Source organism: Ruegeria sp. A4 (assembly GCF_056543025.1).
Genome location: NZ_JBQGAW010000009.1, coordinates 53,526 through 80,309 on the forward strand (window position 1 = coordinate 53,526; position 26,784 = coordinate 80,309).

Consider the following 26,784-nt stretch of genomic DNA (forward strand, 5'->3'; position numbering starts at 1 on the left):
ATGCTTTAGGATGCGTCAATGAGGGCATTCAAGGTCGTTGACTCTGCGCGCTTCGCGCCTTAGCACCATGCCCAAGATTGTACGAGGGAAAAGCCCGTGACCGATGATGACCAAAAGCAGCGTATGGCGCAGCTTGAGGCCAAGATCGAAGCGGCGAAAAAGGCCAAAGCGCCAAAGCCTCGTGCGGATGCTGACGTGTCCGGGGGTGAGCTTGCCTGGCGGATGGTCATCGAAATGGTATCCGGTCTGGGGATCGGATTTGGCATCGGATACGGGCTGGACAGCCTGCTCGGGACGATCCCGATCTTTCTGGTGCTGTTTACATTGCTGGGCCTTGTCGCGGGCGTGAAGGTTATGCTCCGCAGCGCGAAAGAGGTTCAAGAGAAACAAACGGCGGCAACGGCTGCCGAGAAGGACGAGAGGGACTGAACGTGGCAACCGAGACCACCGCAGCAGAAGGCAGCAGCCTGGTATTCCACCCGATGGATCAGTTCATCGTCAAGCCGCTGTTCGGCGACGGTGCAGTAGGCATGTTCACGGTCACCAACGTGACCCTGTGGTTGTTCTTTGCGGTGCTGGCCATAATCGCTCTGCTGGTACTGCCCACTTCGAAACGCGCCATCGTTCCGACCCGTATGCAGTCGGTGGCTGAGCTGGCCTATGGCTTCATCTACAAGATGCTGGAAGACATCTGCGGCAAGGAAGGCGTGAAATACTTCCCCTATGTCATGACCCTGTTCATGTTCATCGTCTGCGCAAACTTCCTGGGGCTGATCCCGACCTCGTTCACCACCACGTCGCATTTCGCCGTGACCATCCCGCTGGCGCTGGCCGTGTTCCTGACCGTGACCGTGCTGGGTTTCGTGAAAAACGGCGCCGCATTCCTGGGTCTGTTCTGGGTCTCCAGCGCGCCTCTGGCACTGCGCCCGATCCTGGCGATCATCGAGCTGATCTCGTACTTTGTACGCCCGGTCAGCCACTCCATTCGTCTTGCCGGCAACGTCATGGCTGGCCACGCGGTTATCAAGGTTTTCGCAGGCTTCGCCGCGATTGCCGTGATCTCGCCCGTGTCGGTTCTGGCGATCACCGCGATGTATGGTCTTGAGGTCCTTGTGGCCTTCATTCAGGCCTACGTATTCACCATTCTGACCTGTGTTTATCTGAAAGATGCGCTGCATCCGTCGCACTAAGGTCCGAACACCCAACATCGAAACTTCCAATTCGTAAGGAGATACATCATGGAAGGCGATCTCGCACACATCGGCGCAGGCCTGGCAGCAATCGGTTCCGGCGCAGCCGCAATCGGGGTGGGCAACGTAGCAGGCAACTTCCTGGCCGGCGCCCTTCGCAACCCTTCGGCGGCTGCTTCGCAGACCGCAACCCTTTTCATCGGTATCGCGTTCGCAGAAGCCCTGGGGATCTTCGCATTCCTGGTCTCGCTGCTGCTGATGTTCGCCGTATAATCTGCGGAACCTGATCCTTACGCGCAGGTGGGTCCAAGCCATAGCGGCCCACCTGTTGTAAAGACAAGTTTCCGACGGAGGATATCATGGCGACTGAACCCCTTACAAAAGAGGTAGCTGGCTCGTGCGTCGACTCCTATGGCTCTGCCATCGGGATGCCGCAGCTCTGCTTCGATTGGTTCCCCAACCAGATTTTCTGGCTGGTCATTACGCTGGTCGTCATCTTTCTGGTCCTGTCCCGCGTGGCCCTGCCGCGCATCGCGGCAATCCTGGCTGAACGTCAGGGGACCATTACAAATGACCTGGCTGCGGCCGAAGATCTGAAGGCCAAGGCGGTCGAGGCCGAAGAGGCCTATAACAAGGCGCTGGCCGATGCCCGTGCCGAAGCGCAGCGTATCGCTGCCGAAGCACGCGCTGAAATTCAGGCTGGGCTGGATGACGCGATTGCCAAGGCGGATGCGGAAATCGCTGCCAAGGCGGCTGAATCGGAAAAGGCAATCGCCGAAATCCGTGCCGGTGCGCTGGAAAGCATTCAAGTGGTTGCCAAGGATACGGCGGCTGAACTGGTCACCGCACTGGGCGGCGAGGCAGATGCCAAAGCCATCGACAGTGCAGTAGACGCACAGACGAAAGGATAAGTGACATGCGGAACACTCTTGCCCTTATCCTGACCGTTGGTGCCGCCAGCCCCGCGCTGGCTGCAAGCGGCCCGTTCTTTTCGCTTGGCAATACCGACTTTGTTGTCCTTCTGGGCTTCATCGTCTTCATCGCGGTCCTGTTCTACTTCAAGGTCCCCGGTATGATCGGTGGCGCGCTGGACAAACGTGCCGAAGGCATCAAATCTGAACTGGACGAAGCCCGTGCTCTGCATGAAGAAGCCCGCAGTTTGCTGGCCTCGTACGAGCGCAAGCAGCGTGAAGTTCAGGGGCAGGCCGATGCGATCGTCGCGGCAGCGAAGGAAGACGCGGCCTTGGCGGCAGAACAGGCGAAAGCTGACTTGGAAAAGTCGATCGAGCGTCGTCTGGCCGCAGCTCAGGACCAGATCGCTTCGGCCGAAGCGTCTGCACTGAAGGAAGTGCGTGATCAGGCCGTATCGGTTGCGGTTTCGGCGGCCGGCTCGGTTCTGGCAAAGCAAATGACCGCAGCGCAGGCCAACAAACTGATCGATGCATCGATTGCAGATGTGGATGCAAAGCTGCACTGACGGGTGACCCCGACAGACAAGTGATACAGACGACCCGAGAGCTTTTGGCTGTCGGGTCTTTTGTTTTTGCCATGCTTCTGTTTCTGTTGTTTCAAACACTCCGAATCCTACGACCTGCCGGGGATCAGGTTGATAGGAGCGCCCTGATGGGGGCGTGAAAACAACAGGGAAAGACAGGCGGTGTCAGGCAACGCAGTTTCGATGAATATTGTCGGCGTCGTCCGAAATGGCGGGTCTGCGCTGATCGACACGATCAACAGAATCGAAAACCTGTCTGCGCAGTTGCACCGGTTCACCGTCACCATTGCCACGAACGACAACACGGACGGTACGGATCAGGTGTTGTCCGACTTTGCGGGTCAAAAAAGGCATGTCGATATCCTGCGACTGGATGGTCTTGCGTCAGAATTGCCAAACCGGGTCGAGCGTATCACGGCGGCCAGAAATGCAGTTCTCAAAAAACTCGAGGATCAGGACACGGACCTGGAGTTGACGCTGGTGTTGGATCTGGATGGGCCGAATACCTGCCTGGATGCCCAGGCGGTTCTGACAGCAGCGCAGCGGGTCGCCCCGTTGTGGGAGGGTGTTTTCGCCAACCCAAAACCAGCATATGACGATATCTACGCTTTGCGTTGTTCGGGTTGGTGTGATGAAGACGTGTGGCAACGCATTCAAAGCACGCGCCGGCCGCTGTTCGGGCGTCGCAATTGGCGCCGGTCTGTCATGAAGTCCGCTGTTTTTGACCGCCAGTTTCACATTCCTGCCGATACGCCCCTGATCCCGGTCGACAGCGCATTCGGCGGTGCCGGGTTGTATAAATCCCGCGCGCTGCGAGGGTTGCGCTATACTTGCCGGGACGAAAAAGGCCAACAGGTGTGCGAACATGTAATGCTGCACAAACGTCTGAGAGATCGCGGCGCAAGGCTGTTCATCGACCCGGCGCTGACGACACTGGCCGCGGAGAACCGTCTGGGAGAAGGCAGCGGCGCGCCGTTCCCCCGACATCTGCTGCCAGCCGCGTCAGGCGCTGCCTAGTCCCGGCCTTGCCCTGCCAAGTCTGCAAAATCCGGACCGCGCTCAGCCCCGCCCGGTTTCGTGTTGCAGCCTTTGTTGCGCAATAGCTTCGTTCCGATCGGCCTTTTGCTGGTCCGCCATGCAGCGTTCCACAAAATCCAAATGGCGTTCGATTGCATTTCGGGCGGCCAAGGGATCACGCTCTTGCAGCGCCGCATTGATGGCGCGGTGCTGATCCAGGATGGCCTCGCGGGTGGCGCGCTGACGGAACATGGTCTGACGGTTGTAGAACACCCCCTGCACCAGAAGGTCATACATCGAGCGCATCATGTGCAGCATCACCACATTGTGGCTGGCTTCGATGATGGCCATGTGGAACTCGGCGTCCAGCTGCGCCTCGTCATTCGCAGCGTTTCGGTTATGGGCCGCCTGCATCTTGTCAAAGATCGCCTGAACGACCTTCAGGTCGCTGTCTGACCCCAGGCGCGCGGCCCGTTCCGCCGCCAACCCTTCCATGTCACGGCGAAAGGACAGGTAATCGAATACGGCTTCTTCATGGCTGCCGAACAGACGGATCAGTGCCGGGGAAAAGGCAGAGCCCAGAACCTCGGCCACATAGATCCCGGATCCGGCCTTCGCGGTCAAAAGCCCCTGTTCCTGAAGGTCGGAAATTGCATCTCGCAGGGACGGGCGCGAAACGCCCATGCGCTCTGCCAACTCCCGCTCGGATGGCAGGCGCTCGCCGGGGCGCAGGATGCCTCGCAGGATCAAAAGCTCGATCTGGCGAACGACTGCGAGCGACAGCTTTTCCGTCTGAACTTTGTGAAATGGCATCGCATCTTCCGAAATTGGTCAATTCATTTGACCATGGACGTCGGTGCTGTTCAAGAATCCCCGGTCGCATCCATTGAATAATTAGGTCAGTAATATTGACTTTAATAGTGGAGAGCTTAGGCTGCGCCGAATTGAGATCGGAGGAGCCTCATGTCCCAACACCCTTTGTTTGCCACCCGGGCCTCGCGAATGAAAGCGTCAGAGATTCGCGAATTGCTGAAGCTGCTTGACCAACCCGGCATCATTTCCTTTGCCGGTGGGATTCCTGATCCCGCACTGTTTCCCGCCGATGCGTTTGCACAGGCGTTTCAGCAGGCCCTGGGGCCGGAGTTGCAAGCGCAGGCGCTGCAATATTCGGTGAGCGAAGGCTATGTCCCATTGCGGCAGTGGCTGGCGCAGCACATGCGCGAAATCGGGGTGACCTGTGACATCGACAACATCCTGATTACCTCGGGGTCGCAGCAGGCGCTGGACTATCTGGGCAAGCTGTTCCTGTCCCCCGGCGACACGGCCCTGGTCGGGTGGCCCACTTACCTGGGCGCGCTGGCGGCATTCAACGCCTACGAGCCGCGCTTTGACCGGCTCAATGGCAATCAGGGGGCCACGGAGTACAAGGCCGCAGCGGGCGAAGGCGCAGTGAAATTTGCCTATCTGTCGGCGGATTTTGCGAACCCGACAGGAGAAACCGTGGATTTCCAGGGCAGAGAGGCTTTGCTGGATCTGGCGGAGGAACTGGATTGCGCGTTGATAGAGGACGGAGCCTATCAGGCTCTGCGCTATGACGGGGATCCGATCCCCCCCATACTGTCATTGGAGCAGGCCCGCAAAGGGTCAATCGAGGACTGTCGGACGATCTATTGCGGCAGTTTCTCGAAAACGCTGTCGCCGGGTTTGCGCATGGGATGGGTCGTTGCGTCCAAGCCAGTCATTTCCCAGATGGTGCTGCTGAAACAGGCAGCCGACCTTCATTCCGCGACCATCAACCAGATGGCCGTGCATCAGGTGGCGCAGGCCTGTTTCGACACCCATATTCCGAAAGTACGGAACGTCTATCGCGCCCGTCGTGATGTGATGCTGAACGCGATGGAACAGCATATGCCTGGCGGGGTGGAATGGACACGTCCCGAGGGGGGAATGTTCATCTGGGTCACGTTGCCCGAGGGGATGGTTGGCTCTGACCTGCTGGCGCGTGCGCTGGACACCGTCAAAGTGGCATTTGTTCCGGGGCAGGCGTTCTTCCCGGATGGCAGCGGGGCAAATACCATTCGTCTCAGTTTTTCAAATTCTGACGAGGCGACAATTCGCGAAGGCATTCGCCGACTGGGAGAGGTGCTGCGGGCCTGACGTCCGGAAAGGTTCTGTTAACCAAAATGCTGCAACTCTGCGGCATGATCCGGTTCCTCGCACCTCTCTTGCTGGCCGCCTGCGCCGCCGGCACTCCGCATTTCCGCGACGTTCCAGCCACGCGCGTGGCTGTGAATGGCAGTGTCTTTGATGTGCGTGTGCGCGGCGACCTGGCCGAGGCTGTGCGGATCAACGCGCAATACGCCCCTCGGCTGGGCCCGGTCCGGGATCGCGCCGCTTTGGCGATGGCACAGGTTTCGGGATGTCCCATTCTGGACGTGCTGGGGGATGCAGCCGTGACCGTTGGGGTTCTGGGGTGTGACCGCGATGCGGGTGAGCGGCTTTTGCTGAAGGCCGTCTCGACGCCCAATTACGAATGCATCGACTTTGGTCTTTATGAAAACGTCGGTGGGGAAAACGGGTATCAGGTCTTTGAATGCACGCCGTATTGAGATGCGCGCGGTCTTGCGTATTTCGGCAAGATGTTGTGGATAACTTGGGGTGATATCCCATATCCTGCGCAACTCCGTTGACTCAGACCCCATCCCTTGCGCAGACTTCCAATGCACAGGAATCATGGGGCACGCAGCCATTGCGTTTCAGCAAGCTCAAACTGACCGGCTTCAAAAGCTTTGTTGATCCGACCGATTTGATCATCGCGGACGGGTTGACCGGTGTGGTGGGCCCGAATGGTTGCGGCAAGTCCAACCTTCTGGAAGCTTTGCGTTGGGTAATGGGCGAAAACCGCCCCAAATCCATGCGCGGTGGCGCGATGGAAGACGTGATCTTTGCCGGGGCCGCCACGCGGCCCGCGCGCAACTTTGCCGAAGTTGTCCTGACCATGGACAACTCGGAACGTCTGGCGCCGTCGGGGTTCAACGACAGCGATCAACTGGAAATTGTTCGCCGCATCACCCGCGATGTGGGCAGCGCCTACAAGGCGAACGGCAAAGACGTTCGTGCGCGTGATGTGCAGATGTTGTTTGCCGATGCTTCGACCGGTGCGCATTCGCCCGCGTTGGTCGGGCAGAACCGCATTGCCGAACTGATCAACGCCAAGCCGCGTGCCCGTCGCCGCATTCTGGAAGAGGCCGCCGGGATCTCGGGCCTGTATCAGCGTCGCCATGAGGCCGAGCTCAAGCTGAAAGGCACCGAAGCCAACCTGACCCGTGTCGATGACGTGCTGGAGCAGTTGGGCGGACAACTGGCCCAGCTTGCGCGTCAGGCCCGTCAGGCGACCCGCTATCGTGAAATTGGCGAACAGCTGCGCCAGGCCGAGGGGATGCTGCTGTATCGACGTTGGAAAGAGGCCGACATGGCCCGCCAGCAGGCCGAAGAAAAACTGCGTGAGCGGATCACCGAAGCCTCCCGTGCCGAGGCTGAAGCCCGCGCCGCTGCCGCAAAACGTGCCGAGATCGAGGAAACCCTGCCGCCGCTGCGCGAGGAGGAGGCCATTGCCGCCGCCGTGCTGCAACGCCAGCAGGTGCAGCGCGATCAATTGTCCGATCAGGAAACCCGCGCCCGTCAAGCGATCGAGACGCTGACCAACCGAATCCAGCAGCTGGCCAACGATATCGAACGCGAAGCCGGTCTGAACCGCGATGCGGGACAAATGATTGAACGGCTGGAATGGGAAGCGCGCGAACTGGCCAAGGCGGCAGAAGGTCACGATGAGAAAGTGGCCGAAGCGGCGGAAATCGCCCGCGAGGCAGCCTCGATCCTACAGGAACGCGAAGACCACCTGTCGCAGCAAACCGAAGATATGGCCCGTCTTGTTGCCCGGCACCAGTCCGCCCAGCGTCTGGTCGAAGACAGTCGCAAGACACTGGCCCGATCCGAGGGTGAAGAGGAAGAAGCCCGCAAAGCCGTGGACGAGGCCAAGACGGCCCTGATCCGCGCCAGCGAGGCGTTTGAAGACGCCCAATCGGGCGAAGAAGAAGCCCGTGAAGCGGTGGAAGCCGCCGAAGAGGCGCTTGCCGCGGCGGACGAACTGCGCAACGAAACGCAAGCGCGCGAAGCCGAGGCCCGGGCAAAACGGTCCGAGGCAGAAGGCGAGCTGGGCGCGATCCGGGCCGAAACCACGGCGCTGGCCAAGCTGGTGGAACGCGACACGGCGGAAGGCGGTCAGGTGCTGGACCTGCTGCGCGTCGAACCCGGTTATGAAAAGGCTTTGGGTGCTGCTCTGGCCGACGATCTTCGCGCGCCGCTGGTCGAGGGTGACGGGCCATCCGGCTGGGTGCAGGTGGCTGGATATGACAGCGACCAGCCATTGCCTGAAGGGGCCGAGCCTCTGGCGCTTCATGTATCGGGCCCCGATCGTCTCAGCCGACGCATTGCGCAAATCGGGTTGGTGGATGCGGATCAGGGCGCACGGTTGCAGGCATCGCTGAAACCCGGCCAGCGTCTGGTGTCCCGCTCGGGCGACCTTTGGCGCTGGGACGGGTTCCGTGCCTGGGCCGAAGACGCGCCAAGTGCTGCTGCTCTGCGGTTGGAGCAGCTCAACAGGCTGGAAGCACTGAAACAGGACCTTGCCCGTGCCGAAGCACAGGCTGACGGCGCCCGTGCCGCGCATGAGGCGCTGTCTCAGCAATTGGCGGACGTGACCGAGGCCGACCGGCGCGCGCGTGAGGCCCGCCGTGCTGCTGATCAGCGCATGGCCGAAACCGCGCGCGCACTGTCGCGGGCCGAGGCCGACCGCAATCTGGCCCAGGGCAAGCTGGAAACTCTGACCCTCGCCGTTGACCGCCACAAGGACGACGCCATGGCCGCCCGCGCGCAACTGCGCGACGCCGAAGCGGCTTTGGCCGGTCTGGGTGATCTCGACAGTGCCCGCGCACAGGTCGAAGACATCAAGCAGACGGTCGAGGCGGCGCGGATCACCATGCTGACCCACCGTTCGACCCATGACGAGCTGCGCCGTGAGGGGGACGCTCGCACGCGTCGCAGCCAGGAGGTCGCGAAAGATCTCAGCGGGTGGCGCCACCGTTTGGAAACGGCTGAAAAGCGGATTTCCGAACTTGCCGAGCGCAAGGAAAGCTCGGAAGAAGAGCTGACGGAGGCCATGGCCGTGCCCGGCGAAATCGCCGAGGCGCGTGAGGAGCTGAACGAACAGATCGAAGCCGCCGAAGCACGGCGCGCCGAAGCCGCCGACAAATTGGCCGAAGCCGAGGCTATGCACCGTGAAATCGTTCTGGCCGAACGGGAGGCCGAGCGTCTGGCATCAGAAGCGCGCGAAAGCCGTGCCGCGGCCGAGGCGCGCTGTGACGCGGCCAAGGAAAGTGTTGTCGCGGCGGCCGAACGGATCGCCGAAGATCAGCAGCTGACCCCGAACCAATTGCTGAACCAGTTGGACGTGAACCCCGACCAGATGCCAGCTGCGGACGTTCTGGAATCCGAAGTGAACCGCCACAAACGCCAACGCGACGCAATGGGGGCGGTGAACCTGCGCGCCGAAGAGGACAGCAAGGAGGTTCAAGAAGAGTTCGACACGCTCAGCGGTGAAAAAGCCGATCTGGAAGAGGCAATCAAGGCGCTACGCAGCGGCATCGCCAGCCTCAACCGGGAAGGGCGCGAGCGTCTGCTGACCGCGTTCGAACAGGTCAACTCGAACTTCGCCATGCTGTTCAAGCACCTCTTTGGCGGTGGCGAGGCCAATCTGGTCATGGTCGAAAGTGACGATCCGCTGGATGCGGGGCTCGAGATCATGTGCCAGCCGCCGGGCAAGAAACTGTCGACCCTCAGCCTGTTGTCCGGAGGGGAACAGACCCTGACCGCAACGGCGCTGATCTTTGGCGTCTTCCTCGCCAACCCCGCGCCGATCTGTGTGCTGGACGAGGTCGACGCGCCGCTGGATGACGCCAACGTCACCCGTTTCTGCGACCTGCTGGACGAGATGTGCCGCCAGACTGACACCCGTTTCCTGATCATCACCCACCACGCGGTGACCATGGCGCGCATGGATCGCCTGTTCGGTGTCACGATGCAGGAACAGGGCGTCAGCCAGCTGGTTTCGGTCGATCTGAAGAAGGCCGAACAGATGGTCGCCTGACCGCTCACTGGAAGTTTATGACGGTTGCGGCTTTATCGCGCTAACGTGAGCGCATGACGCGCTTTTTGATCCCCGCCCTCATCGCCGCCGGCCCTGTTTTTGCAGCCGACTGGCCTGTCAAAACCGGGGACACGCCCCTTACAGCCGCAGAGCTTGATGCTTTGGCGGGGCAGACGCTGACCTTTTACGACGACGGACAGGCCAAATTCTCGGCCGGGGGCGCCTATTCCTATACATATGCAAGCGGAGATTCTGCCTTTGGAACTTACGCGATTTCCGATGATGGCAGCGTGTGCATCGCGTACCGCAATGGGTTCAGCCGATGCGATTTGTATGTGCGCAACGGGGGCAGGTTGATCCTGATTGACGAAAAAGGCGATCGGTATCCGGTGCGTAGTAAGTGAAATTGATCTGAAATTTTTGCAATTTCCGTGCATTTGATAGGGAAAACCCGACAAATCGGATGGTGTATGGGAGAAAAACTGACAACCAAGGTGGTATCGTCCCGAAAATTTTCACTGACGGACGGAGACAGGCACATGTGCCGATTCTTGGCTTGGGTTGGGCAGCAGCGATATCTGGACGAACTGGTCCTCGAGCAAGAACAATCGCTTGTCATTCAAAGCCGAAACGCATTGATCGGAAAAACTCCGATAAACGCGGATGGGTTCGGTCTGGCATGGTATTCTGATCGTGACACGCCATGCTTTTACAAGGACACCCATCCGGCGTGGTCCGATGCCAATCTGAAGCAATTGGCGCATCACACGAAATCCCGGCTGTTTCTGGCCCATGTACGGGCCTCGACGGGTACGGCGACCTCGCGCAACAACTGTCACCCCTTCGGCGTCGGCAGGTGGAGTTTCATGCATAACGGTCAGGCCGGGGGTCATGAACGAATCCGGCAAGAGCTTGATGCCATGATCCCGGCGCATCTGTACCTGCATCGTATGGGCGCAACCGAGAGCGAGGCGATCTTTCTCATCGCTCATGGCGAGGGGCTGGACACCGATCCTGTGGGTGCAATGGCGCGTGCGGTCGGTCGGGTCGAAGCCCTTTCCAGGCGCCGCGGAGCATCACCCTATCTTCGGTTTGCCGCCTGCTGGTCGGACGGCAAACGGGTTTTTGCGGCCCGATATGCCTCGGATCGGTTTGCGCCCAGCTTGCACTACAAGGCCTGCAAAGACGGTATAATCATTTCGTCCGAGCCATTGGATGCCATCAACGAGGGATGGCTCGAGATACAGCCCAACACGGCAATCGAAACCGAGGGTGCCACGGTGACGACGCGCGCCTTTGCGCCTTGTGTTCCGCAGCAACGGGAATGGGTCGCGTAAGCGTGATTGCTGCCTAAAGCCGGTTCAATAGATCCACTGTCGGCCACGCGTCGGCCAGCAGGCCAAGCCGCTTCTGTTCCGCCTGCACGGCCGCCCGCGTGCCAGCGCCCAGGATCCCGTCGACATTGCCAACGTCATACCCTTTGGCCTGAAGCTTACTTTGCAGCTGCTTCATCTGTGCACCGTTCAGACCCTGTGCGGGATTGCCGGCATCGTAGATCTGCGCCCCTTCCAGACGTGTTCCGAAATAGGCGGCGGTCAGGACATAGACAAAGCTCTGGTTCCATTCGAAATAGACGTCGAAGTTGGGATAGGCCAGAAAGGCCGGGCCTTTGTGCCCCTGGGGCAGGATCAGCGAGGCAGGCAGGTTTGCGAGCGACCCGCTGCGTGCCTGAACGCCCATGGCCTGCCAATCGGCCACAGACCGGGGCTTGCCGGGGCCGGACAAAGACCAGTCCATCTGCGCGGGCACCGTGACCTCTTGCAACCACGGTTCGCCTGCGCGCCAGCCCAGATGCGACAGCATCTTGGCGCCGGACATCAGCGCATCCGGGGCCGAGGTTTTCAGGCGGACACGCCCGTCGCCGTCACCATCGACACCGTTTTCCAGAATGTCACGCGGCAGCATCTGGACCATACCGATTTCGCCGGCCCATGCGCCCGTTGTGCGGGCCGGGTCGAAATCACCATTCTGATAAAGTTCGATGGCGGCGAAGATTTGAGGGCGGAACAGGTCGGGGCGACGGCAGTCATGGGCCAAAGTCACCAGTGCATTGCGGGTGTTGAAGTCGCCCTGAAATGATCCGTAATCGGTCTCGAACGCCCAGAAGGCCAGCAACACCCCGCGTGAGATGCCGTATTGCTTTTCGATCCGGTCAAACACCGCGTCATATTTGCGCGACATCGCCTGCCCGCGTTCGATCCGATTGGCCGAGATCAGCCGTCGGGAAAACTCGATAAAGGGTTTCTGAAACACCCCCTGCGCCCGATCGGCCTTCAGCACGGCGCTGTCCTGCTGCACGCCTTTGAAAAACGCGTTCACGGTGGATTTGTCAAAGCCTTGCTGCACGGCCTCGGTCTTTAGCCCTTTGACAAAGGAATTGAAGCCACCACCACATTGGGCCAGGGCAGGTTGGGCAAACAGGGTGGCGGCGATCAGGCCGGAAAGAAAACGCATGACAAATGTCCGTCAGTAAATCAGGTCGATCCCAACCGACACCGACACGAGCCCAAGCGCAAGCCCCCAAACACGCCACAACATGCGACATGCGCGGAAAATGTCCAAAGCTCCGATCTCGCGCTGAGCGTTGCCATTGACCCATGCCAGATCCCGCACCTTGCCGTCATAGCTGCGCGGCCCGGCCAGGGCGACGTTCAGCGCGCGGGCCATGGCGGCCTCGGGCCAGCCCGCATTGGGCGAGATGTGACGGTGCGCATCTGCCAAGACTTCGCGCCAGCGCGACCACTGGCCCGACAGCGCCACGATCATCACGCAGGTCAGGCGGGCCGGAATCAGGTTCAGCAGGTCGTCGAACCGTGCCGAAGCCCAGCCAAACGCGCGGTACGTTTCATTGCGATATCCGATCATGCTGTCGGCCGTGTTCACCGCCTTGTAGACCAGCAGCCCCGGCAACCCGGCAATCAGAAACCAGAAAGCAGGCGCGATGACGCCGTCGCTGACGTTCTCAGCGGCGCTTTCGATGGCCGAGCGTGCCACCTGTGCCTCGGTCATGTCCCGTGTATCGCGCGAGACGATCATGGCCACCCGTGCCCGCCCCTCTGACAGCGAGGCCATCAGCCCTTCGCCCACGGCGCGCACATGGGTGACCAACGATTTTTGCGCCAACAGGATCGCGCAGACCAGGATTTCAATCACCGGCCCCAACAGGGACAAACCCCAGCCAAGCGCCCCTGCGCCGCAAACCAGCAGGACAAGCACACCCACCCCTTTTGAACGGCGCTGGGCCCCGTGGTTCAGGCGTGTATCCAGCCAGCCTATCAGGTTGCCGATCATCACCGCCGGATGCCTGACGCGCGACCAGAGCCAGTCGGGTTCCCCCAGTGCTGCGTCCAGACACATGGCACAGACCAGCATCAGGCCAGGGCTCACAGGGCGGCCTCCAACCTGTTCCATCCATCCTCGGGCGGGAGCCCAAGGCGCAGATAGGTTTCAGAATAGGGGAAGATGCGGCTCCAGATGTGGGACTGTGCCAGACGGCCTTGCCAATGGGCGGCGTTGTCGACCTGATAAAGTCGGAACAAGCTGGTGCCGCCGATCACCTTGGCCCCCTTTCTCGTGACCAGCGCATCCAGCCTTGAGGCCTCGTCAGCCAGACGCGCACGCGTGGCGTCCGCCCAGCGGTTGTCCATCAAAGCCTGTGTGCCGACCCGCAAGGCCGGGCCTGATACCGACCAAGGGCCGGTCAGATCGTTCAACCGACTGATCATATCCGGCCGTCCGATGGCAAACCCCAGCCTTACCCCGGCCAGCCCCCAGAATTTGCCAAAACTCTTCAGCACGATCACGCCGGGGCGGTCGGCCAGATGGATCAAGGACTTGTCCGGCATGACGTCGCAAAAGCTTTCGTCAATCACGGTAAGTGGTGCCGATACGTCGCTTTCCTGCCAGATTCGCCCGTCCGGGTTGTTCGGATGTACGATCACGCGGGTGTCGCTGGGCGCGTCTTGCCGTACCTTCCACCCCTGCGCCGAAAAGGCGGCGGCGTGTTCGTTATAGGTGGGCGGCGTGATCTGTACCGTACCCGTCGCGGCCAGAGCCGGCAGACGCGCGATGATCGCCGACGCTCCGGGCGCGGGCAGGATCGCGGCACGCTGCGGCACGTTCCAGAACCGGCGCGCGGCATCGCTGAGCCGTTCAAACGCCCCGTGATCCGGCAATTCGGCCCAATCCCCGGCCGTCAGGCCGGACACGGGATAGGCATGAGGATTGATGCCGGTGGACAGATCGATCCAGTCGGTGCGTTGCCCGCCATATTTGACAATCGCCTTGTCCAACCCGCCGCCATGGTCACGAACCGCGCGTGGATCCAGATCTTCGTCCAAAGTGTTCATCTGCTCTCTCTGCGAGAAATTACCGCTTTTGGACCGCTTCAAGCGGATTTTCGCCTCTTACACAAGCAAATCCGCCTGTTCACGGGCCTGTGGGGCTGCTGTTAACACTTTGTTAAGGAAATAACGAGATCACGGACCACGGGGGTCGGCACCACTCACCATACCAAGTGCCGAGGTTGTTGCAAATGAAAGTTCTGATTGTTGAGAGTAATCCCGACCTTGGTCGGGTCTGGAAAAGGCATCTGGAACGGCAGGGCGCCGAGGTCACGCTGGTCGAGACGCAGGAAGCCGCCATTCTGGCGCTGTACGGCACGGATTTCGAAATCATCGTGCTGGATCTGGTTCTGGAAACCGGAAGTGCATTGGCCGTGGCCGATTTTGCAAGCTATCGCCGCCCCCAGGCGCGGGTGATCTTTGTGACCAACACCACCTTCTTCTCGGATGGATCGATATTTGCCCACAGCCCGAACGCCTGTGCTTATGTGCAAAGCGAAACACCGCCAGAGGATCTGGCGGCGATGGTCGAGCATTACGCCGCAGGGCGCTGATCGCGGCGGTGCGGTTCTGTGTAATCCAGCACCGGGTTCACCGGAATTATCCGGTGCGGATTGATGCCGTCATGGCTGTAGTGATAGTGGCGCACGATATGGGTCATGTTCACGGTGGGCGCCACGCCGGGCCATTGGTACAGTTCGCGCGTATAGGCCCATAGGTTCGGGTAATCGATCAGGCGCCGCTTGTTGCATTTGAAATGCAGATGGTAGACCGGATCAAAGCGGATCAGCGTCGTAAACAGCCGCCAGTCAGCCTCGGTGATCCGATCCCCCATCAGGTAACGGTTCCGGGCCAGACGATCTTCCAGCCAGTCCAGCGTGTCGAACAACGGGCCCACGGCGGCGTCATAGGCCGCTTGCGAGGTGGCAAAGCCGGACTTGTAGACGCCGTTGTTGACGTCTGAATAGATGCGCGCGTTGACCTCTTCGATTTCACTGCGCATCGCTTCGGGCCAGTAATCATCGGTATTGCCGGTGACCTCGTCGAAGGCCGAATTGAACATGCGGATGATTTCCGAGCTTTCGTTCGACACGATGGTTTCCTGCCGCTTGTCCCACAGGATCGGCACGGTCACGCGCCCCGAATAGGCTGGATCGGCTTTGGTATAGATCTGGTGCGCGAAGCCCAGCCCGTAAAGGTCATCTCCTGTCGCGCCGTGAGCGTCTGTTTCAAAGGTCCAACCCTGATCAAGCATGTCCGGATGCACGACCGACACCGAGATCAGATCGCTCAGCCCTTTCAACTCGCGAAAAATCAGCGTGCGATGGGCCCAGGGGCAGGCATAGCTGACGTAAAGGTGATAGCGCCCGGGTTCTGCTTTGAACCCGCCTTTGCCTGATGGTCCCGCCTCGCCGTCAGCTGTCAACCAATTGCGAAACTGCGCGGCGCTGCGCTTGAATGCACCGCCCGTGGATTCGGTATCATACCAGGTGTCTTGCCATTTTCCGTCGACCAGCAGGCCCATGTCTTTTCCTCCGCATGTGCGTTTTGAAAAACATAGGGCCAGGGCTTGCATCTTCCTATGCGAGCGCCCGCGCAAATGCTCTGCATCCGCGCACAGTCGAGTTCGGGATTTCTGTGCAACAAACCTCGGCCGGATCGTGCTTCTGTGACGTGGTTCACTGGATTTTTACAACTTATCCCGCACAATAGAAGTCATTCACGGGGGAACGGATTAATGAGTACCTATGTTTCAAAGGAAATACGCGCCGAGTTAGACGCGGCCCGAATCGCCACATTGAAAAAAGCCAGCCGATTACGGGTGGAGATGGGCGACAATACCTACAAAATACTCAAATTGTGGAAAGACGGTTTTACGGTTGAGGCGGAAACCACGCCGCGCTTGCGCGGGCTTGTTGATATCTTTGACGGGGCCAACCACCTCTATCAATGCCTCATCGTCGCGGATGAGGATGAAGGCGGTGAGATGCGGTATGAATTCAAACGCAGCACGGCCGCCCATGACAGCGCGCCGCTAGACTTTTACCGCGCGCCCGATGCGCCGATTGCCCTGCTGGGGCATGACGACTAGGGGCGAATTTCAACCGGTGTTCCGATTTGGCCCGGGGTTTGGTCGATGCCAGAGGCCATCGGTGCCAGCCTAAAGACAGGCACGCGCGGGCCAAAGCGGACTCAACCAAGGCAACCGGCACCTGTGAAAACAGGGCAGGTCTTTCAAGCTCTGGCCGGCACGTACTTATTGCAGATCACCGAAGGCTCGTTTCAGCCGCAGGCAAGCATCCTCGACCCGCGCCCGTTGCGTGGCGAGGTTGAATCGTTCAAACGTTTCCCCTCCAGTGCCGAAACCCGGGCCTGACGATGTCGCGATCCGCGCGTCCTCGCGCAACCGGCGGACAAATTCAGCGTGATCCATGCCGGTGCCCGAGAAATCGACCCAGGCCAGATAGGTCGCCTGCAAGGGCATCGACCAGAGCCCCGGAATCTCGGTGATGGTCTGATCGAACAGACGCCTGTTCCCCTCCAGATGCGCGATCTGGGCATCTACCCATTCGGCCCCTTCGGGGCTGTAGGCGGCGGTGATCATCGCCACGCCCAACGCGCCGGGATCGTAATCCAATGTTTGCAGCCGTTGCTTCATGGCCGCGCGCAGTTTGGGATCGGGAATGATCATGTTGCCGGTCCGCTGCCCGGCGATGTTGAAGGTCTTCGACGCCGCAGTCAGCGTCACGGTCCAAGGGCGTGCATCCGGGGCCGCCACGTCCATCGGCACAAATTTGGCGCCGGGATAGACCAGATCGTGGTGAATCTCGTCCGATACAAGGATCAAACCGTTCCGTTCCGCAAACGCGGCCACGGCCTGCAACTCGTCGGGCGTCCAGACACGACCCGACGGGTTTTGCGGCGAACACCACAGCAGCATTTTCTCGGACCCGTCCAGCCGGGACTGGGCGTCGTCCAGATCCAGGCCGTAACTTTCCCCGTCCCGCACCAAAGGGCATTCTACGACCCGGCGGCCCGATTTGTTCACCTTGTGGGCAAACTCATGGTAAACGGGGGTGAAGATCACGATGCCATCACCGGGATCGGTCCAGACATCCAGCGACAGGGCGATTGCATTGCCCAAGCCCTGGGTGGTCAGAATCCAATCCGTGTCGATTTCCCAATCATGGCGGGTTTTCATCCACCATTGAACCGAGGCCAGATAGTCCGGGTGCATCCATGAATAGCCGAACACGCCGTGATCTGCGGCCTTGCGCACGGCCTCGATCACGCAGGGTGCCGTCTGGTAATCGGAATCGGCCGTCCACATGGCCAGACCGTCCTCGGGCGAGACGCCATACAGCATTTCCATCTTGTCCCATTTTGAACTGTTGGTGCCCCGGCGGTCGATCAGGTCGTTGAAAGTCATGTCTGCTCCATTTTCTCGACCGAAAGCTAACCGCAAATCGGGCAGGTGCAAGGGGGGCGTTGCGGCGCGGGGCGGGATGGCCTAAATCAGCCTCATGAAACGCACTATCCTGATCCATCCCGATCCCCGCCTGAAAAAGGTCTGCGCGCCCGTATCCGACCTGACGGACGAGCTGCGCACGCTGGCTGACGACATGCTGGAAACCATGTATGACGCGCCCGGGATTGGCCTTGCCGCGCCGCAGATCGGTGTGCTGGAACGGTTGATCGTGCTGGATTGCATCAAGGAAGAAGGCGAGACCCCGCGCCCGCTGATCATGTTCAACCCCGAGGTCATCGCCTCTTCCGAGGAAAACAATGTTTACGAGGAAGGGTGCCTGTCGATCCCGGAGCAATATGCCGAAGTGACCCGCCCCAAGGTGGTCGATGTCACTTGGATGGACGAGAAGGGAAACCTGCGACAGGAGACTTTCGACGGGCTTTGGGCCACTTGCGTGCAGCATGAAATCGACCATCTGAACGGCAAGCTGTTCATCGATTACCTAAAACCGCTGAAACGGCAGATGATTACCCGCAAGATGCAAAAGCTCAAACGTGAACGGGCGCGCGCATGACCGTCCGCACCTGTCTGCCCTGGCCCGACAAACGCTTGCGCACAAAGGCGGATGAGGTGACTGAAATCACCGATGACATTCGCCGGATTTGGCAGGACATGATAGACACGATGGAGGCCATGCCCGGTGTCGGTCTGGCCGCGCCGCAGATCGGAGTGATGTTGCGTCTGGCCGTGGTCGATGGGTCGGCCGAGCGGGGCAAGGCCGTGCGTCTGGCGAACCCGGAAATCCTGCACAGCTCGATCGAACTGCGTGAACATGAAGAAGCCAGTCCGAACCTGCCGGGCGTGTCGGCCACGGTAAAACGCCCGCGTGCAGTGACTGTCAAATTCCTGAACGAGCAGGGCGTGGTGGACCGTCGCGATTTTGTCGGCATCGAGGCCACCAGTGTCCAGCACCAGATCGACCATCTGAATGGCCGGATGTATTTTGACCGGCTCAGCAAGGTCAAACGCGACATGCTGCTGCGCAAAGCCAAGAAACAGGGGTAAAGATGCGCGTTGTTTTCATGGGAACCCCGGACTTCTCGGTGCCGGTTCTGGATGCGCTGGTCGAGGCCGGGCATGAGATCGCCGCCGTCTATTGCCAGCCCCCGCGCCCGGCGGGGCGGGGCAAGAAGGATCGCCCGACACCGGTCCACGCGCGGGCCCAGGCGCTGGGTCTGGACGTGCGTCACCCAACCTCGCTGAAACCGGCCGAGGAACAGGACAGTTTTGCGGCACTGAACGCGGATGTGGCGGTGGTTGTGGCTTATGGGCTGATCCTGCCCCAGCCCATCCTCGATGCGCCGGCTCATGGCTGCCTGAACATTCATGCCAGCCTGTTGCCGCGCTGGCGCGGGGCGGCTCCGATCCACCGCGCGATCATGGCGGGCGATGCGCAAACCGGCGTCTGTATCATGCAAATGGAGGCGGGCCTTGATACCGGCCCCGTTCTGTTGCGACAGGCCACCGATATCGGGCCCGAGGAAACCACTGCGGAACTGCATGACCGGCTCTCGGCGATGGGCGCGGCTTTGATTGTCGAGGCGCTGGCAAAGCTGCCCGGCCTGACCCCTGATCCGCAGCCCGAGATTGGTGTCACCTATGCCGCCAAGATCGACAAGTCCGAGGCCCGCGTGGACTGGTCGGGCCCCGCGGTCGAGGTCGATCGGCAGATCCGCGGCCTGTCGCCCTTTCCCGGGGCCTGGACCGAGATCGACGGCAACCGGGTAAAACTCCTCGCTTCGCGTCTGGCCGAAGGGCAGGGCGCGCCGGGCGAAGTTCTGAATGACGATCTGTATGTGGCTTGCGGGCAGGGCGCCATAGAACTGCTGCGCTTGCAAAGGGCGGGCAAAGGCGCGCAGGATAAGGAAACGTTCCTGCGGGGCTGGCCAATCCCGATCGGCACCCGGATGTCTTCGGAGTAAAGCCATATGTTCATGGTGATGATGGGCACTGTCGTGATTGCCGGGATCGTCGGGTATCTGTCCGAACAGACCGGTTTCACCCATAACGGCTATTTGCAATCCATCATCATCTGTGTGGGCGGGGCGTTCCTGTTCTATTTCGTCCGCATCATGTTCGGCATCAGCTTTGGTCCTCCGGGGCTGGATGCGGTGATTTCCTCTGTTGGTGCCTTGATCATCGTGCCGACCCACTGGAGGAAGTGACATGCCAATCGTCGCCCTGATCATCATCGGTGCAGCGGCAGGGTTTCTGGCCACCCGCCTGATGCGGATCGAGGCGGATATCCCGACGACCATGCTGATCGGTATCGCAGGCGCCCTGATCGGAGGGATGCTGCTGCGGTTTCTTGTAACCGTTATGGGGTGGCTGTCTGGTTTTGTCGGGGCGGTTCTGGGTGCGTTGCTGGTGATTTGGATCTGGCAGACCTACCTGCGCCGCTAACCCCTTGACCCGGCGTCCTTCTTCCGTCCAGATCACATTCAACGAAAAAGGGGAATGATGATGCCGTATGATTTGAAGCCGGGTGATGTTGCCCTGATGGGCGTTCCTTTGGATCTGCATTCCTCGTTCCTGCAAGGGCCGGCCTTCGCCCCCGGACGCATCCGCGAGGCGCTGCATTCCGGTGCGGCCAACCTGACGGCCGAGGATGGCACCGATCTGGGTGCAAGCACCCAATTCCGGGATACCGGCGATCTGGATGTGTTCGAAATGCGCGGGCAGGAACCGATTGACCGGATCGAGGCCGAAGCGGCGAAACGGATCGCAACCGGCGCGCGCCTGTTGTCTCTGGGCGGCGACCATTCGGTGGCCTATCCGCTGATCAAGGCCCATGCGGATCGGTACGAAGGCCTGAACATCCTGCATATCGACAGCCACCCTGATCTGTACGACACGCAGGATATCGGACCGCTCGGCCATGGCTGCCCCTTTGCGCGGGTGATGGAGACCTGCCCGGTCAAGCGTCTCGTGCAGGTCGGCATCCGCACCATGAACGCCCATCAGCGCGAACAGGCCGATAAGTTCGGCGTCGAGGTGATCGACATGCGCAACTGGCGCCCAGACTTGCAGATTTCATTCGATGGCCCGGTCTACCTGTCACTTGATCTGGACGCGCTGGACCCGGCTTTTGCGCCGGGCGTCTCGCACCATGAACCCGGTGGGCTGAGCACGCGCGAGGTTATCGACCTGATCCACCGGTTCAAAGGTCAGCTGGTCGGGGCGGATATCGTCGAGCTCAACCCGCATCGCGACCCCTATGGCATGACGGCGATGGTGGCCGCGAAATTCGTCAAGGAAATCGGCGCGCGCTTGCTGAACGGCTGACTTACCGTTCGTCGCACACCGTCGCAGACCCAAGTGCCGGAGCACCCCTAGTGGACAAATCGAACCGGTTCGCCTCGGCAGTGGTCATCCAGTGCATACTGTCGGCCGGGGCTGCGAACAGGGTGTACCAGTAAAACTCCTCGTCCACGCCGATATCCTTGAAATAGTCCAGGTATCGGTCATGTTCTGGATCGTCCTCGGGCAAGTCGGTCGCCACCAGACCCGACCCGGCCCAGCTGTGGACACCGACACAGGCCCCCGGTTGCAGCACGCGGCGGTTTCCGGCCAGGAACAAGTCGGTGCCACCGCTGGCCACCAGCCCGTTCGATGGAACAACGGTATCGAACCCGGCCCTGTGCACTTCGCGGGCGAAGATGACATTGGCGTCATCATCAACCGATCCTTCAATGTATTGCAGAACCAGAGTGCGGGCTTCGGGGTTTTGGGCTGTCACTTCCTCAAAGGCAGACAGCGTTGTCTCGTCAATCGTGCCCGAGGCGATGATCTGGTCGCCCTGCGCAACAAAACTGACAGGGGTGTAATACGCGCCGCATGAGGCGAGCAGGGCCAGGCAGGCTGTGATGGATGCAAGTCTAAGTGTCACGTTGGCCTCCGGGCTGTGCTTTCAAAAGGGGTATCAGCATGCCGCTTTGGCGTCCACTGTCGGGCTCAGTTGCGCGGCGGACGGCTTTTGTAGACCGGCAATTGCCAGCCAAACATCAACGACCCGGCGCGCAACGCCCAGCACACCAAGGCGCAGAGAGCCAGAGAAAACGCAGGCTCTGCCCCCAATCTGGCAGCCAGAACCGCCGTCAGGGCACCTGTAAAGGCGCAGGACACATAGAGCTCACCTTGTTTCAGCACCAGCGGCACTTCGTTGCAGACCACATCGCGCATCAACCCGCCCAGGCATCCGGTCGTCACACCCATCAAAACGACAATGACCCCAGACTGATCCAGCGACAACGCCGCGCCGGTTCCGGCCGCGACAGCCACTGACAGTGCAAAACTGTCCAGCCAGACCAGCCAGTTATAGCGGCTTTCCACCAGATGTGCGGTAAAGAACACCAGGACCGACGCCGCGACTGCGATCAGGATGTAATCCGGCTGCCCGACCCAAAAGATCGGGTGACGGTCCAGCAAAAGGTCTCGTACAGTGCCGCCCCCGACGGCAGTCAGGCAGGCCATGAAGGCAAATCCCACCAGATCCAGCTGGGCACGGCTGGCCACCAGTGCCCCCGTCAACGCGAAGATCAGAACCGAGGCATAGTCCAGCAGCGTCAGCGCGGTCACGCCTGTGCCTTTTTCGGTTTGAACGGCGCCATTCCGGCCCGGGCCAGCTCATCAGCTTTTTCATTCTCGGGGTGGCCTGCGTGGCCCTTGACCCATTCCCATGTCACATCATGCCGTTCTTGCGCCTCATCCAGACGCTGCCAAAGATCGACATTCTTGACCGGTTTCTTGTTCGAGGTTTTCCAGCCGTTGCGTTTCCAACCGAAAATCCAGCCGGTGACGCCGTTCTTCACATAGGCGCTGTCGGTGACGACGGTTATCTTCGACGGTCGCTCCAGCGCTTCAAGGGCGCTGATGGCGGCCAGCAACTCCATCCGGTTGTTGGTCGTCTCGGCTTCGCCCCCGTTCAGCTCACGCTCTTTCAGAACGCTGTCCCCGTCCATCGCGCGCAACAGCACACCCCAGCCTCCGGGGCCGGGGTTTCCGGAACAGGCACCATCCGTATAGGCAAACAATTCAGGCATGGGCGAACACCAGAATATATCCGTCATACGATCCGGCCAGGCCTTTGCCCATGCCATGGACTGCGCGGTCAATCGTGAACCCGGCCTTGTTCAAGGCCTCCTCGATCTCGGCCTCCGTGTAATAGGAATAGTAACGATCCAGATCATCCCGATGTTCACCAGTGCCCAGCTTCATCCCCAGAAACAGCTGTCCACCGGGTTTCAGAGCCCTTTGGATCGCTGTCAGATGTCGCTGGAAATCAGCGCGCGGCGCGTGCAGCAGGGAAAAGCTGGCGTAAACGCCGTCATATTCGGCCGTCTCGGTGACATCATCGAACGTACCCAGATAAGCATCCACACCGTTTTCCCGCGCATGTTCGACAAAGGCTGGCGTGGCATCCAGCGCGCGAACCTTTAGCCCCTGACGCATCAGGAACCCGCTGTCCGACCCCGGCCCGGACCCCAAATCCAGTACATAGCCGCCTGTGCCGACCGCATCGGCAAAAGCCTGACGGGCCTCAAGCTGCTCGGGCGGCAGAGGGATCTTCAGATATTCGGCCACCTTGTTTGTATAGGCGTTGATCGTGCGTTCATCGGTCACAGGTACACTCCGACTGCAAGACTGGCCAATACGACCGCGGTCAGCAGGATGCGCAACCGCATCCACCAGACCGGTGTCAGGCGCCAGTAGGAAAACAGGGCATCCAGCAACAACAAACCAGCAAACCCATACATCAGATTGGTGCCCGCATTCACCGGCCCGCCGCCTGTCATGGCAAAGGCCCAAAGCGCGGGCAGAACCGACAACAGATAACACAGGGCCGCTTTGCTGCCCGATGTCTTGGTGGCAAAACCCCAGAGAACACCGGACATGAAGCTGAGGATGACCGATCCATAGAACAGTTGCACATAAGGCCCCACGAAACGTGGGCCAAAGGTTTGCGCGCCCCAGGCATTCAGGTCGCTGTTCAGATAGGTCAGGGCGCCCCAGACAAACGGGATCAGTCCCGCCAGCCCCAGATAGAGAGGCGCTTTCGGTACTCCGTTCACGCCGGTTGCCTCAACACGCGGGGGACTTTGAACTCGACGTTTTCAACGGCGGTTTCGACCGGCTCGACGGTGACATCATAATGCGCGCTGAACGCTTCGATCACCTCGTTTACCAGAACCTCCGGGGCCGACGCGCCTGCGGTGACAGCCACGGTCGAGATACCCTCGAGCGCGCGCCAGTCAATCTCGGTTGCGCGCTGGACCAGCTGCGCGTACTGGCACCCCTCGCGCGAGGCAACCTCGACAAGGCGGCGCGAGTTCGACGAGTTCGGCGCGCCCACAACCAGCAAGGCATCCGCCTTGGGGGCCACGGCTTTCACCGCTTCCTGCCGGTTGGTGGTGGCATAACAGATATCTTCCTTGTGCGGTCCGACAATGGCCGGGAATCGGGCCCGAAGGGCGGCGATGATATCCTTGGTGTCATCGACCGAAAGGGTGGTTTGGGTGACAAAGGCCAGCTTATCCGGGTCACGCACCTGCACCGTGGCCACGTCGTCCACGGTCTCGACCAGCAGCACATCGCCCTCGGGCAACTGCCCCATGGTGCCCACGGTTTCGGGATGGCCTTTGTGGCCGATCATGATCATCTGCAACCCCGCGTCCGCGTGGCGCTGCGCCTCGACATGCACCTTGGAAACCAGAGGACAGGTGGCGTCAACATAGATCATCTCGCGCTGGGCAGCCTCGGCGGGAACGGATTTTGGCACCCCGTGGGCGGAAAAGATCACCGGGCGGTCATCGGGGCATTCCTGCAATTCCTCGACGAAAACGGCCCCTTTGGCGCGAAGGCCGTCGACCACGAATTTGTTATGCACGATCTCGTGGCGCACATAGACCGGTGGGCCCCATTTCTGCAAAGCCATCTCAACGATTTTGATGGCACGGTCCACACCGGCGCAGAACCCGCGCGGGGCGGCAAGGTAAAGTGTCAGTGGCGGCTTTTTCATCAGGCTGTCTCCTTGAGGCACAGGTAAGTCTTTTCCCGGCCTTGGTCCAGACAGGACATTGTCATTCATCTGACACGAATCGTTGCTACTCGGGTGATGTTTAAGCACCTGTACCTTGTTAAAGAAGCGCGGCCAGGACCGATGTCCTGACCGCGCGATTTTTCCCCATCATGACAGGCCTGTCGCCTTGTCAGCTGTTGCTGGCAACAGCGACGCTGCGATGCTCCGTCGGCATTTCACGCGGCGGGCGACCGATGACATCGCGCAGATCCTCCAGCTCGATGAAATTGTCGGCCTGGCGGCGCAGTTCGTCCGAGATCATCGGCGGTTGGCTGCGGATAGTCGAAACCACCGATACGCGCACGCCCTGCCGTTGCAGGCTGGCGATCAACGGGCGGAAATCCCCATCACCCGAGAACAGCACGATATGATCGACGCGCGGCGCCAGTTCCATGGCATCGACGGTAAGTTCGATATCCATATTTCCTTTGACTTTCCGACGCCCCATGCTGTCGGTGTATTCCTTGGCCGGTTTGGTGACCATAGTGAAGCCGTTGTAATGCAGCCAGTCAACCAATGGACGGATCGGCGAATACTCGTCGTTTTCCAGCAGCGCTGTATAGTAGAAGGCCCGAAGAAGCTTGCCGCGGCGCATGAATTCCTGCCGCAGAAGTTTGTAGTCAATGTCGAAACCGAGTGCTTTTGCCGCGGCATAAAGATTCGAGCCGTCGATGAACAGCGCTAGCCGTTCGTCTTTATAAAACATAAATGTTCCCTTCCGGTATAATCCAGTGCGCGCCGCGTTACGTGAGTGAGTGAGTGATAAAATGACGCGCTCTGGTACGCCTATAATTAGAACTTCTGTCGATTATCGCAAGTATGCAATGGGTCGAATGTAGGGTATCACATGAGCAAATCCATGCCAAATGCCGTTGTTGCGCTGGGCGCAAATCTCGATTTGAGAGGAAACGGTCCCGCTGTAACACTTCAGAACGCGCTTGACGCGTTATCGCGTCACAATGTGGTGATTCGCTCCGTCAGTCGTTTTTTTTCCACCCCGTGCTTTCCCGCCGGGGCCGGCCCGGACTATGTGAATGCTGCGGCGCTGATTGCGACCGAGAAATCTCCTTCGCAGCTGTTGCAGGTGCTGCACGTGGTGGAACAGGAATTCGGGCGTGAACGGGTGCAGCGCTGGGGGATGCGGACGCTGGATCTGGATCTGGTCTGTTTCGAAGATCAGGTCCTGCCGGATCGCGCCACGTTTGATCGCTGGCGGACCCTGCCGACCGACGCGCAAAGGCAAGAGGCACCGGATCAGTTGATCTTGCCGCATCCGCGCCTTCAGGATCGCGCCTTTGTCCTCGTGCCGATGGCCGATATCGTGCCCGACTGGCGCCATCCGGTTCTGGGTCGCACGGTCTGCGAGATGATCCAGACCCTTCCCGCGGCAGAGGTTGCGGCGGTCACGGCGCTGTGATCCGTGCAAATGCAGCATTTCCTGCTTGTCAAGGCGCGGATTCGCGCTTAGATAGACCCCTTCCTGACATGGATTCAGAAACGGAGAGCGCCCAATGGCCCGCGTGACGGTTGAAGATTGCGTAGACAAGGTTCCAAACCGGTTCGAGCTGGTGATGCTCGCCGCCCATCGGGCGCGTGAGATTTCCGCCGGTGCAGCGATTACCGTTGACCGCGACAACGACAAGAACCCTGTCGTGTCTCTGCGTGAGATCGCCGACGAAACCCAAAGCGCGGACGAACTGCGCGAGCGCCTGATCGAGGCCAACCAGACCCAGATCGAGGTTGACGAGCCCGAAGAAGATCAGATGGCGCTGCTGATGGGTGCCGAAACGGACAAACCCGCCATGGATGACATGTCGGAAGAGAAGCTCCTGCGCGCTCTGATGGAGGCTCAAGGGCAGGGGTAAGC

The 26,784-nt window shown here is 60.3% G+C and carries 34 protein-coding genes; 21 read left to right on the plus strand and 13 right to left on the minus strand.

All coding sequences use genetic code 11. The annotated features are described in order from the left end of the window. Positions 1 to 96 precede the first annotated feature (96 nt). From ACR0E2_RS18235 to ACR0E2_RS18260, 6 genes are all read left to right on the plus strand, one after another. Positions 97 to 429 (plus strand): AtpZ/AtpI family protein, encoded by a 333-nt coding sequence (locus ACR0E2_RS18235; protein WP_152457046.1) that lies wholly within the window; start codon positions 97 to 99, stop codon positions 427 to 429. A 2-nt stretch (positions 430 to 431) separates the two neighbouring features. Further along, positions 432 to 1,190: a F0F1 ATP synthase subunit A gene (locus ACR0E2_RS18240; protein WP_152457047.1), complete on the plus strand. Its 759-nt coding sequence runs from the start codon at positions 432 to 434 to the stop codon at positions 1,188 to 1,190. 48 nt (positions 1,191 to 1,238) lie between these two features. After that, complete coding sequence (locus tag ACR0E2_RS18245) at positions 1,239 to 1,463, plus strand: F0F1 ATP synthase subunit C (RefSeq protein WP_005981269.1); 225 nt, start codon at positions 1,239 to 1,241, stop codon at positions 1,461 to 1,463. A gap of 86 nt (positions 1,464 to 1,549) precedes the next feature. Continuing rightward, entirely contained in the window at positions 1,550 to 2,101 is a 552-nt protein-coding gene (locus ACR0E2_RS18250) for a F0F1 ATP synthase subunit B' (protein ID WP_171169212.1), read from the plus strand. Between the two features lie 5 nt (positions 2,102 to 2,106). Next, complete coding sequence (locus ACR0E2_RS18255) at positions 2,107 to 2,667, plus strand: F0F1 ATP synthase subunit B (protein WP_480447451.1); 561 nt, start codon at positions 2,107 to 2,109, stop codon at positions 2,665 to 2,667. A gap of 201 nt (positions 2,668 to 2,868) precedes the next feature. Further along, positions 2,869 to 3,702, plus strand: a complete 834-nt coding sequence (locus tag ACR0E2_RS18260; RefSeq protein ID WP_480447452.1) for a hypothetical protein — start codon at positions 2,869 to 2,871, stop codon at positions 3,700 to 3,702. A gap of 42 nt (positions 3,703 to 3,744) precedes the next feature. On the opposite strand, the gene ACR0E2_RS18265 is transcribed toward ACR0E2_RS18260, so the two are convergent. After that, positions 3,745 to 4,515 (minus strand): FadR/GntR family transcriptional regulator, encoded by a 771-nt coding sequence (locus ACR0E2_RS18265; RefSeq protein ID WP_152457051.1) that lies wholly within the window; start codon positions 4,513 to 4,515, stop codon positions 3,745 to 3,747. Positions 4,516 to 4,665: 150 nt separating this feature from the next. Between ACR0E2_RS18265 and ACR0E2_RS18270 the strand changes: the two genes are divergently transcribed. The 5 genes from ACR0E2_RS18270 to ACR0E2_RS18290 all read left to right on the plus strand — a co-directional run bounded on the left by ACR0E2_RS18270 (position 4,666) and on the right by ACR0E2_RS18290 (position 11,244). Further along, a complete protein-coding gene (locus ACR0E2_RS18270; RefSeq protein WP_480447453.1) occupies positions 4,666 to 5,859 on the plus strand; it encodes an aminotransferase-like domain-containing protein in 1,194 nt (397 codons plus the stop codon). A gap of 26 nt (positions 5,860 to 5,885) precedes the next feature. Next, positions 5,886 to 6,311, plus strand: a complete 426-nt coding sequence (locus ACR0E2_RS18275) for a hypothetical protein (RefSeq protein ID WP_480447455.1) — start codon at positions 5,886 to 5,888, stop codon at positions 6,309 to 6,311. 140 nt (positions 6,312 to 6,451) lie between these two features. Next, entirely contained in the window at positions 6,452 to 9,907 is a 3,456-nt protein-coding gene (locus tag ACR0E2_RS18280) for a chromosome segregation SMC family protein (RefSeq protein WP_480447456.1), read from the plus strand. 53 nt (positions 9,908 to 9,960) lie between these two features. Next, on the plus strand, positions 9,961 to 10,311 hold the full coding sequence (locus ACR0E2_RS18285) for a hypothetical protein (RefSeq protein WP_152457055.1): 351 nt from the start codon (positions 9,961 to 9,963) through the stop codon (positions 10,309 to 10,311). Positions 10,312 to 10,446: 135 nt separating this feature from the next. Next, entirely contained in the window at positions 10,447 to 11,244 is a 798-nt protein-coding gene (locus ACR0E2_RS18290; RefSeq protein ID WP_152457056.1) for a class II glutamine amidotransferase, read from the plus strand. Between the two features lie 13 nt (positions 11,245 to 11,257). On the opposite strand, the gene ACR0E2_RS18295 is transcribed toward ACR0E2_RS18290, so the two are convergent. Genes ACR0E2_RS18295 through cobD form a run of 3 tightly spaced genes read right to left on the minus strand, consistent with a single transcriptional unit; the run spans position 11,258 to position 14,316 of the window. Further along, complete coding sequence (locus ACR0E2_RS18295) at positions 11,258 to 12,421, minus strand: lytic murein transglycosylase (protein ID WP_480447457.1); 1,164 nt, start codon at positions 12,419 to 12,421, stop codon at positions 11,258 to 11,260. Between the two features lie 12 nt (positions 12,422 to 12,433). Then, entirely contained in the window at positions 12,434 to 13,354 is a 921-nt protein-coding gene (gene cbiB / locus ACR0E2_RS18300) for an adenosylcobinamide-phosphate synthase CbiB (protein WP_480447458.1), read from the minus strand. Further along, complete coding sequence (gene cobD / locus ACR0E2_RS18305; RefSeq protein ID WP_152457059.1) at positions 13,351 to 14,316, minus strand: threonine-phosphate decarboxylase CobD; 966 nt, start codon at positions 14,314 to 14,316, stop codon at positions 13,351 to 13,353. Before cobD ends, cbiB begins: the two co-directional genes overlap by 4 nt. Positions 14,317 to 14,501: 185 nt before the next feature. Between cobD and ACR0E2_RS18310 the strand changes: the two genes are divergently transcribed. Further along, a complete protein-coding gene (locus ACR0E2_RS18310) occupies positions 14,502 to 14,864 on the plus strand; it encodes a response regulator transcription factor (RefSeq protein WP_117869888.1) in 363 nt (120 codons plus the stop codon). Here the strand turns inward: ACR0E2_RS18310 and ACR0E2_RS18315 are convergent. Further along, the gene (locus tag ACR0E2_RS18315) at positions 14,846 to 15,835 is read right to left on the minus strand and encodes a glutathione S-transferase family protein (RefSeq protein WP_480447459.1); all 990 of its coding nucleotides are present in this window, start codon (positions 15,833 to 15,835) and stop codon (positions 14,846 to 14,848) included. The two genes, ACR0E2_RS18310 and ACR0E2_RS18315, sit on opposite strands and share 19 nt — an antisense overlap. Before the next feature lie 213 nt (positions 15,836 to 16,048). Between ACR0E2_RS18315 and ACR0E2_RS18320 the strand changes: the two genes are divergently transcribed. After that, on the plus strand, positions 16,049 to 16,402 hold the full coding sequence (locus ACR0E2_RS18320; protein WP_170344817.1) for a hypothetical protein: 354 nt from the start codon (positions 16,049 to 16,051) through the stop codon (positions 16,400 to 16,402). Positions 16,403 to 16,567: 165 nt separating this feature from the next. On the opposite strand, the gene ACR0E2_RS18325 is transcribed toward ACR0E2_RS18320, so the two are convergent. Then, complete coding sequence (locus ACR0E2_RS18325) at positions 16,568 to 17,740, minus strand: MalY/PatB family protein (protein WP_171120287.1); 1,173 nt, start codon at positions 17,738 to 17,740, stop codon at positions 16,568 to 16,570. Positions 17,741 to 17,834: 94 nt separating this feature from the next. On the opposite strand from ACR0E2_RS18325, the gene def (ACR0E2_RS18330) reads away from it, so the two are divergent. Genes def (ACR0E2_RS18330) through speB form a run of 6 tightly spaced genes read left to right on the plus strand, consistent with a single transcriptional unit; the run spans position 17,835 to position 21,124 of the window. Then, positions 17,835 to 18,353, plus strand: coding sequence for a peptide deformylase (def, locus tag ACR0E2_RS18330; protein ID WP_480447460.1), 519 nt, complete (start codon positions 17,835 to 17,837; stop codon positions 18,351 to 18,353). Next, positions 18,350 to 18,844, plus strand: a complete 495-nt coding sequence (def, locus tag ACR0E2_RS18335) for a peptide deformylase (protein WP_152457064.1) — start codon at positions 18,350 to 18,352, stop codon at positions 18,842 to 18,844. Before def (ACR0E2_RS18330) ends, def (ACR0E2_RS18335) begins: the two co-directional genes overlap by 4 nt. A 2-nt stretch (positions 18,845 to 18,846) precedes the next feature. After that, positions 18,847 to 19,761 (plus strand): methionyl-tRNA formyltransferase, encoded by a 915-nt coding sequence (gene fmt, locus ACR0E2_RS18340; protein WP_480447462.1) that lies wholly within the window; start codon positions 18,847 to 18,849, stop codon positions 19,759 to 19,761. Between the two features lie 6 nt (positions 19,762 to 19,767). Then, positions 19,768 to 20,004, plus strand: a complete 237-nt coding sequence (locus tag ACR0E2_RS18345) for a hypothetical protein (RefSeq protein ID WP_170344822.1) — start codon at positions 19,768 to 19,770, stop codon at positions 20,002 to 20,004. 1 nt (position 20,005) lies between these two features. Then, positions 20,006 to 20,242, plus strand: coding sequence for a GlsB/YeaQ/YmgE family stress response membrane protein (locus ACR0E2_RS18350; protein ID WP_171120279.1), 237 nt, complete (start codon positions 20,006 to 20,008; stop codon positions 20,240 to 20,242). A gap of 60 nt (positions 20,243 to 20,302) precedes the next feature. Then, positions 20,303 to 21,124, plus strand: coding sequence for an agmatinase (speB, locus tag ACR0E2_RS18355; protein WP_480447463.1), 822 nt, complete (start codon positions 20,303 to 20,305; stop codon positions 21,122 to 21,124). A 1-nt stretch (position 21,125) separates the two neighbouring features. Here the strand turns inward: speB and ACR0E2_RS18360 are convergent, their stop codons facing one another. The 7 genes from ACR0E2_RS18360 to ACR0E2_RS18390 all read right to left on the minus strand — a co-directional run bounded on the left by ACR0E2_RS18360 (position 21,126) and on the right by ACR0E2_RS18390 (position 25,623). Further along, positions 21,126 to 21,728: a COG3904 family protein gene (locus ACR0E2_RS18360; RefSeq protein ID WP_152457069.1), complete on the minus strand. Its 603-nt coding sequence runs from the start codon at positions 21,726 to 21,728 to the stop codon at positions 21,126 to 21,128. 65 nt (positions 21,729 to 21,793) lie between these two features. After that, entirely contained in the window at positions 21,794 to 22,417 is a 624-nt protein-coding gene (locus ACR0E2_RS18365; RefSeq protein WP_152457070.1) for a trimeric intracellular cation channel family protein, read from the minus strand. After that, positions 22,414 to 22,881, minus strand: a complete 468-nt coding sequence (rnhA, locus tag ACR0E2_RS18370) for a ribonuclease HI (protein ID WP_152457071.1) — start codon at positions 22,879 to 22,881, stop codon at positions 22,414 to 22,416. The genes ACR0E2_RS18365 and rnhA overlap by 4 nt, the downstream gene beginning before the upstream one ends. After that, positions 22,874 to 23,461 (minus strand): class I SAM-dependent methyltransferase, encoded by a 588-nt coding sequence (locus ACR0E2_RS18375; protein WP_480447464.1) that lies wholly within the window; start codon positions 23,459 to 23,461, stop codon positions 22,874 to 22,876. The genes rnhA and ACR0E2_RS18375 overlap by 8 nt, the downstream gene beginning before the upstream one ends. Next, positions 23,458 to 23,910, minus strand: a complete 453-nt coding sequence (locus ACR0E2_RS18380; RefSeq protein WP_152457073.1) for a DUF3429 domain-containing protein — start codon at positions 23,908 to 23,910, stop codon at positions 23,458 to 23,460. Before ACR0E2_RS18380 ends, ACR0E2_RS18375 begins: the two co-directional genes overlap by 4 nt. Further along, on the minus strand, positions 23,907 to 24,857 hold the full coding sequence (gene ispH, locus ACR0E2_RS18385) for a 4-hydroxy-3-methylbut-2-enyl diphosphate reductase (RefSeq protein WP_480447465.1): 951 nt from the start codon (positions 24,855 to 24,857) through the stop codon (positions 23,907 to 23,909). The genes ACR0E2_RS18380 and ispH overlap by 4 nt, the downstream gene beginning before the upstream one ends. Positions 24,858 to 25,047: 190 nt before the next feature. Then, on the minus strand, positions 25,048 to 25,623 hold the full coding sequence (locus ACR0E2_RS18390; protein ID WP_117869875.1) for a LabA-like NYN domain-containing protein: 576 nt from the start codon (positions 25,621 to 25,623) through the stop codon (positions 25,048 to 25,050). Between the two features lie 141 nt (positions 25,624 to 25,764). On the opposite strand from ACR0E2_RS18390, the gene folK reads away from it, so the two are divergent. Further along, complete coding sequence (gene folK, locus ACR0E2_RS18395) at positions 25,765 to 26,334, plus strand: 2-amino-4-hydroxy-6-hydroxymethyldihydropteridine diphosphokinase (RefSeq protein WP_480447466.1); 570 nt, start codon at positions 25,765 to 25,767, stop codon at positions 26,332 to 26,334. 94 nt (positions 26,335 to 26,428) lie between these two features. After that, complete coding sequence (gene rpoZ / locus ACR0E2_RS18400; RefSeq protein ID WP_117869873.1) at positions 26,429 to 26,782, plus strand: DNA-directed RNA polymerase subunit omega; 354 nt, start codon at positions 26,429 to 26,431, stop codon at positions 26,780 to 26,782. Positions 26,783 to 26,784: the final 2 nt, after the last annotated feature.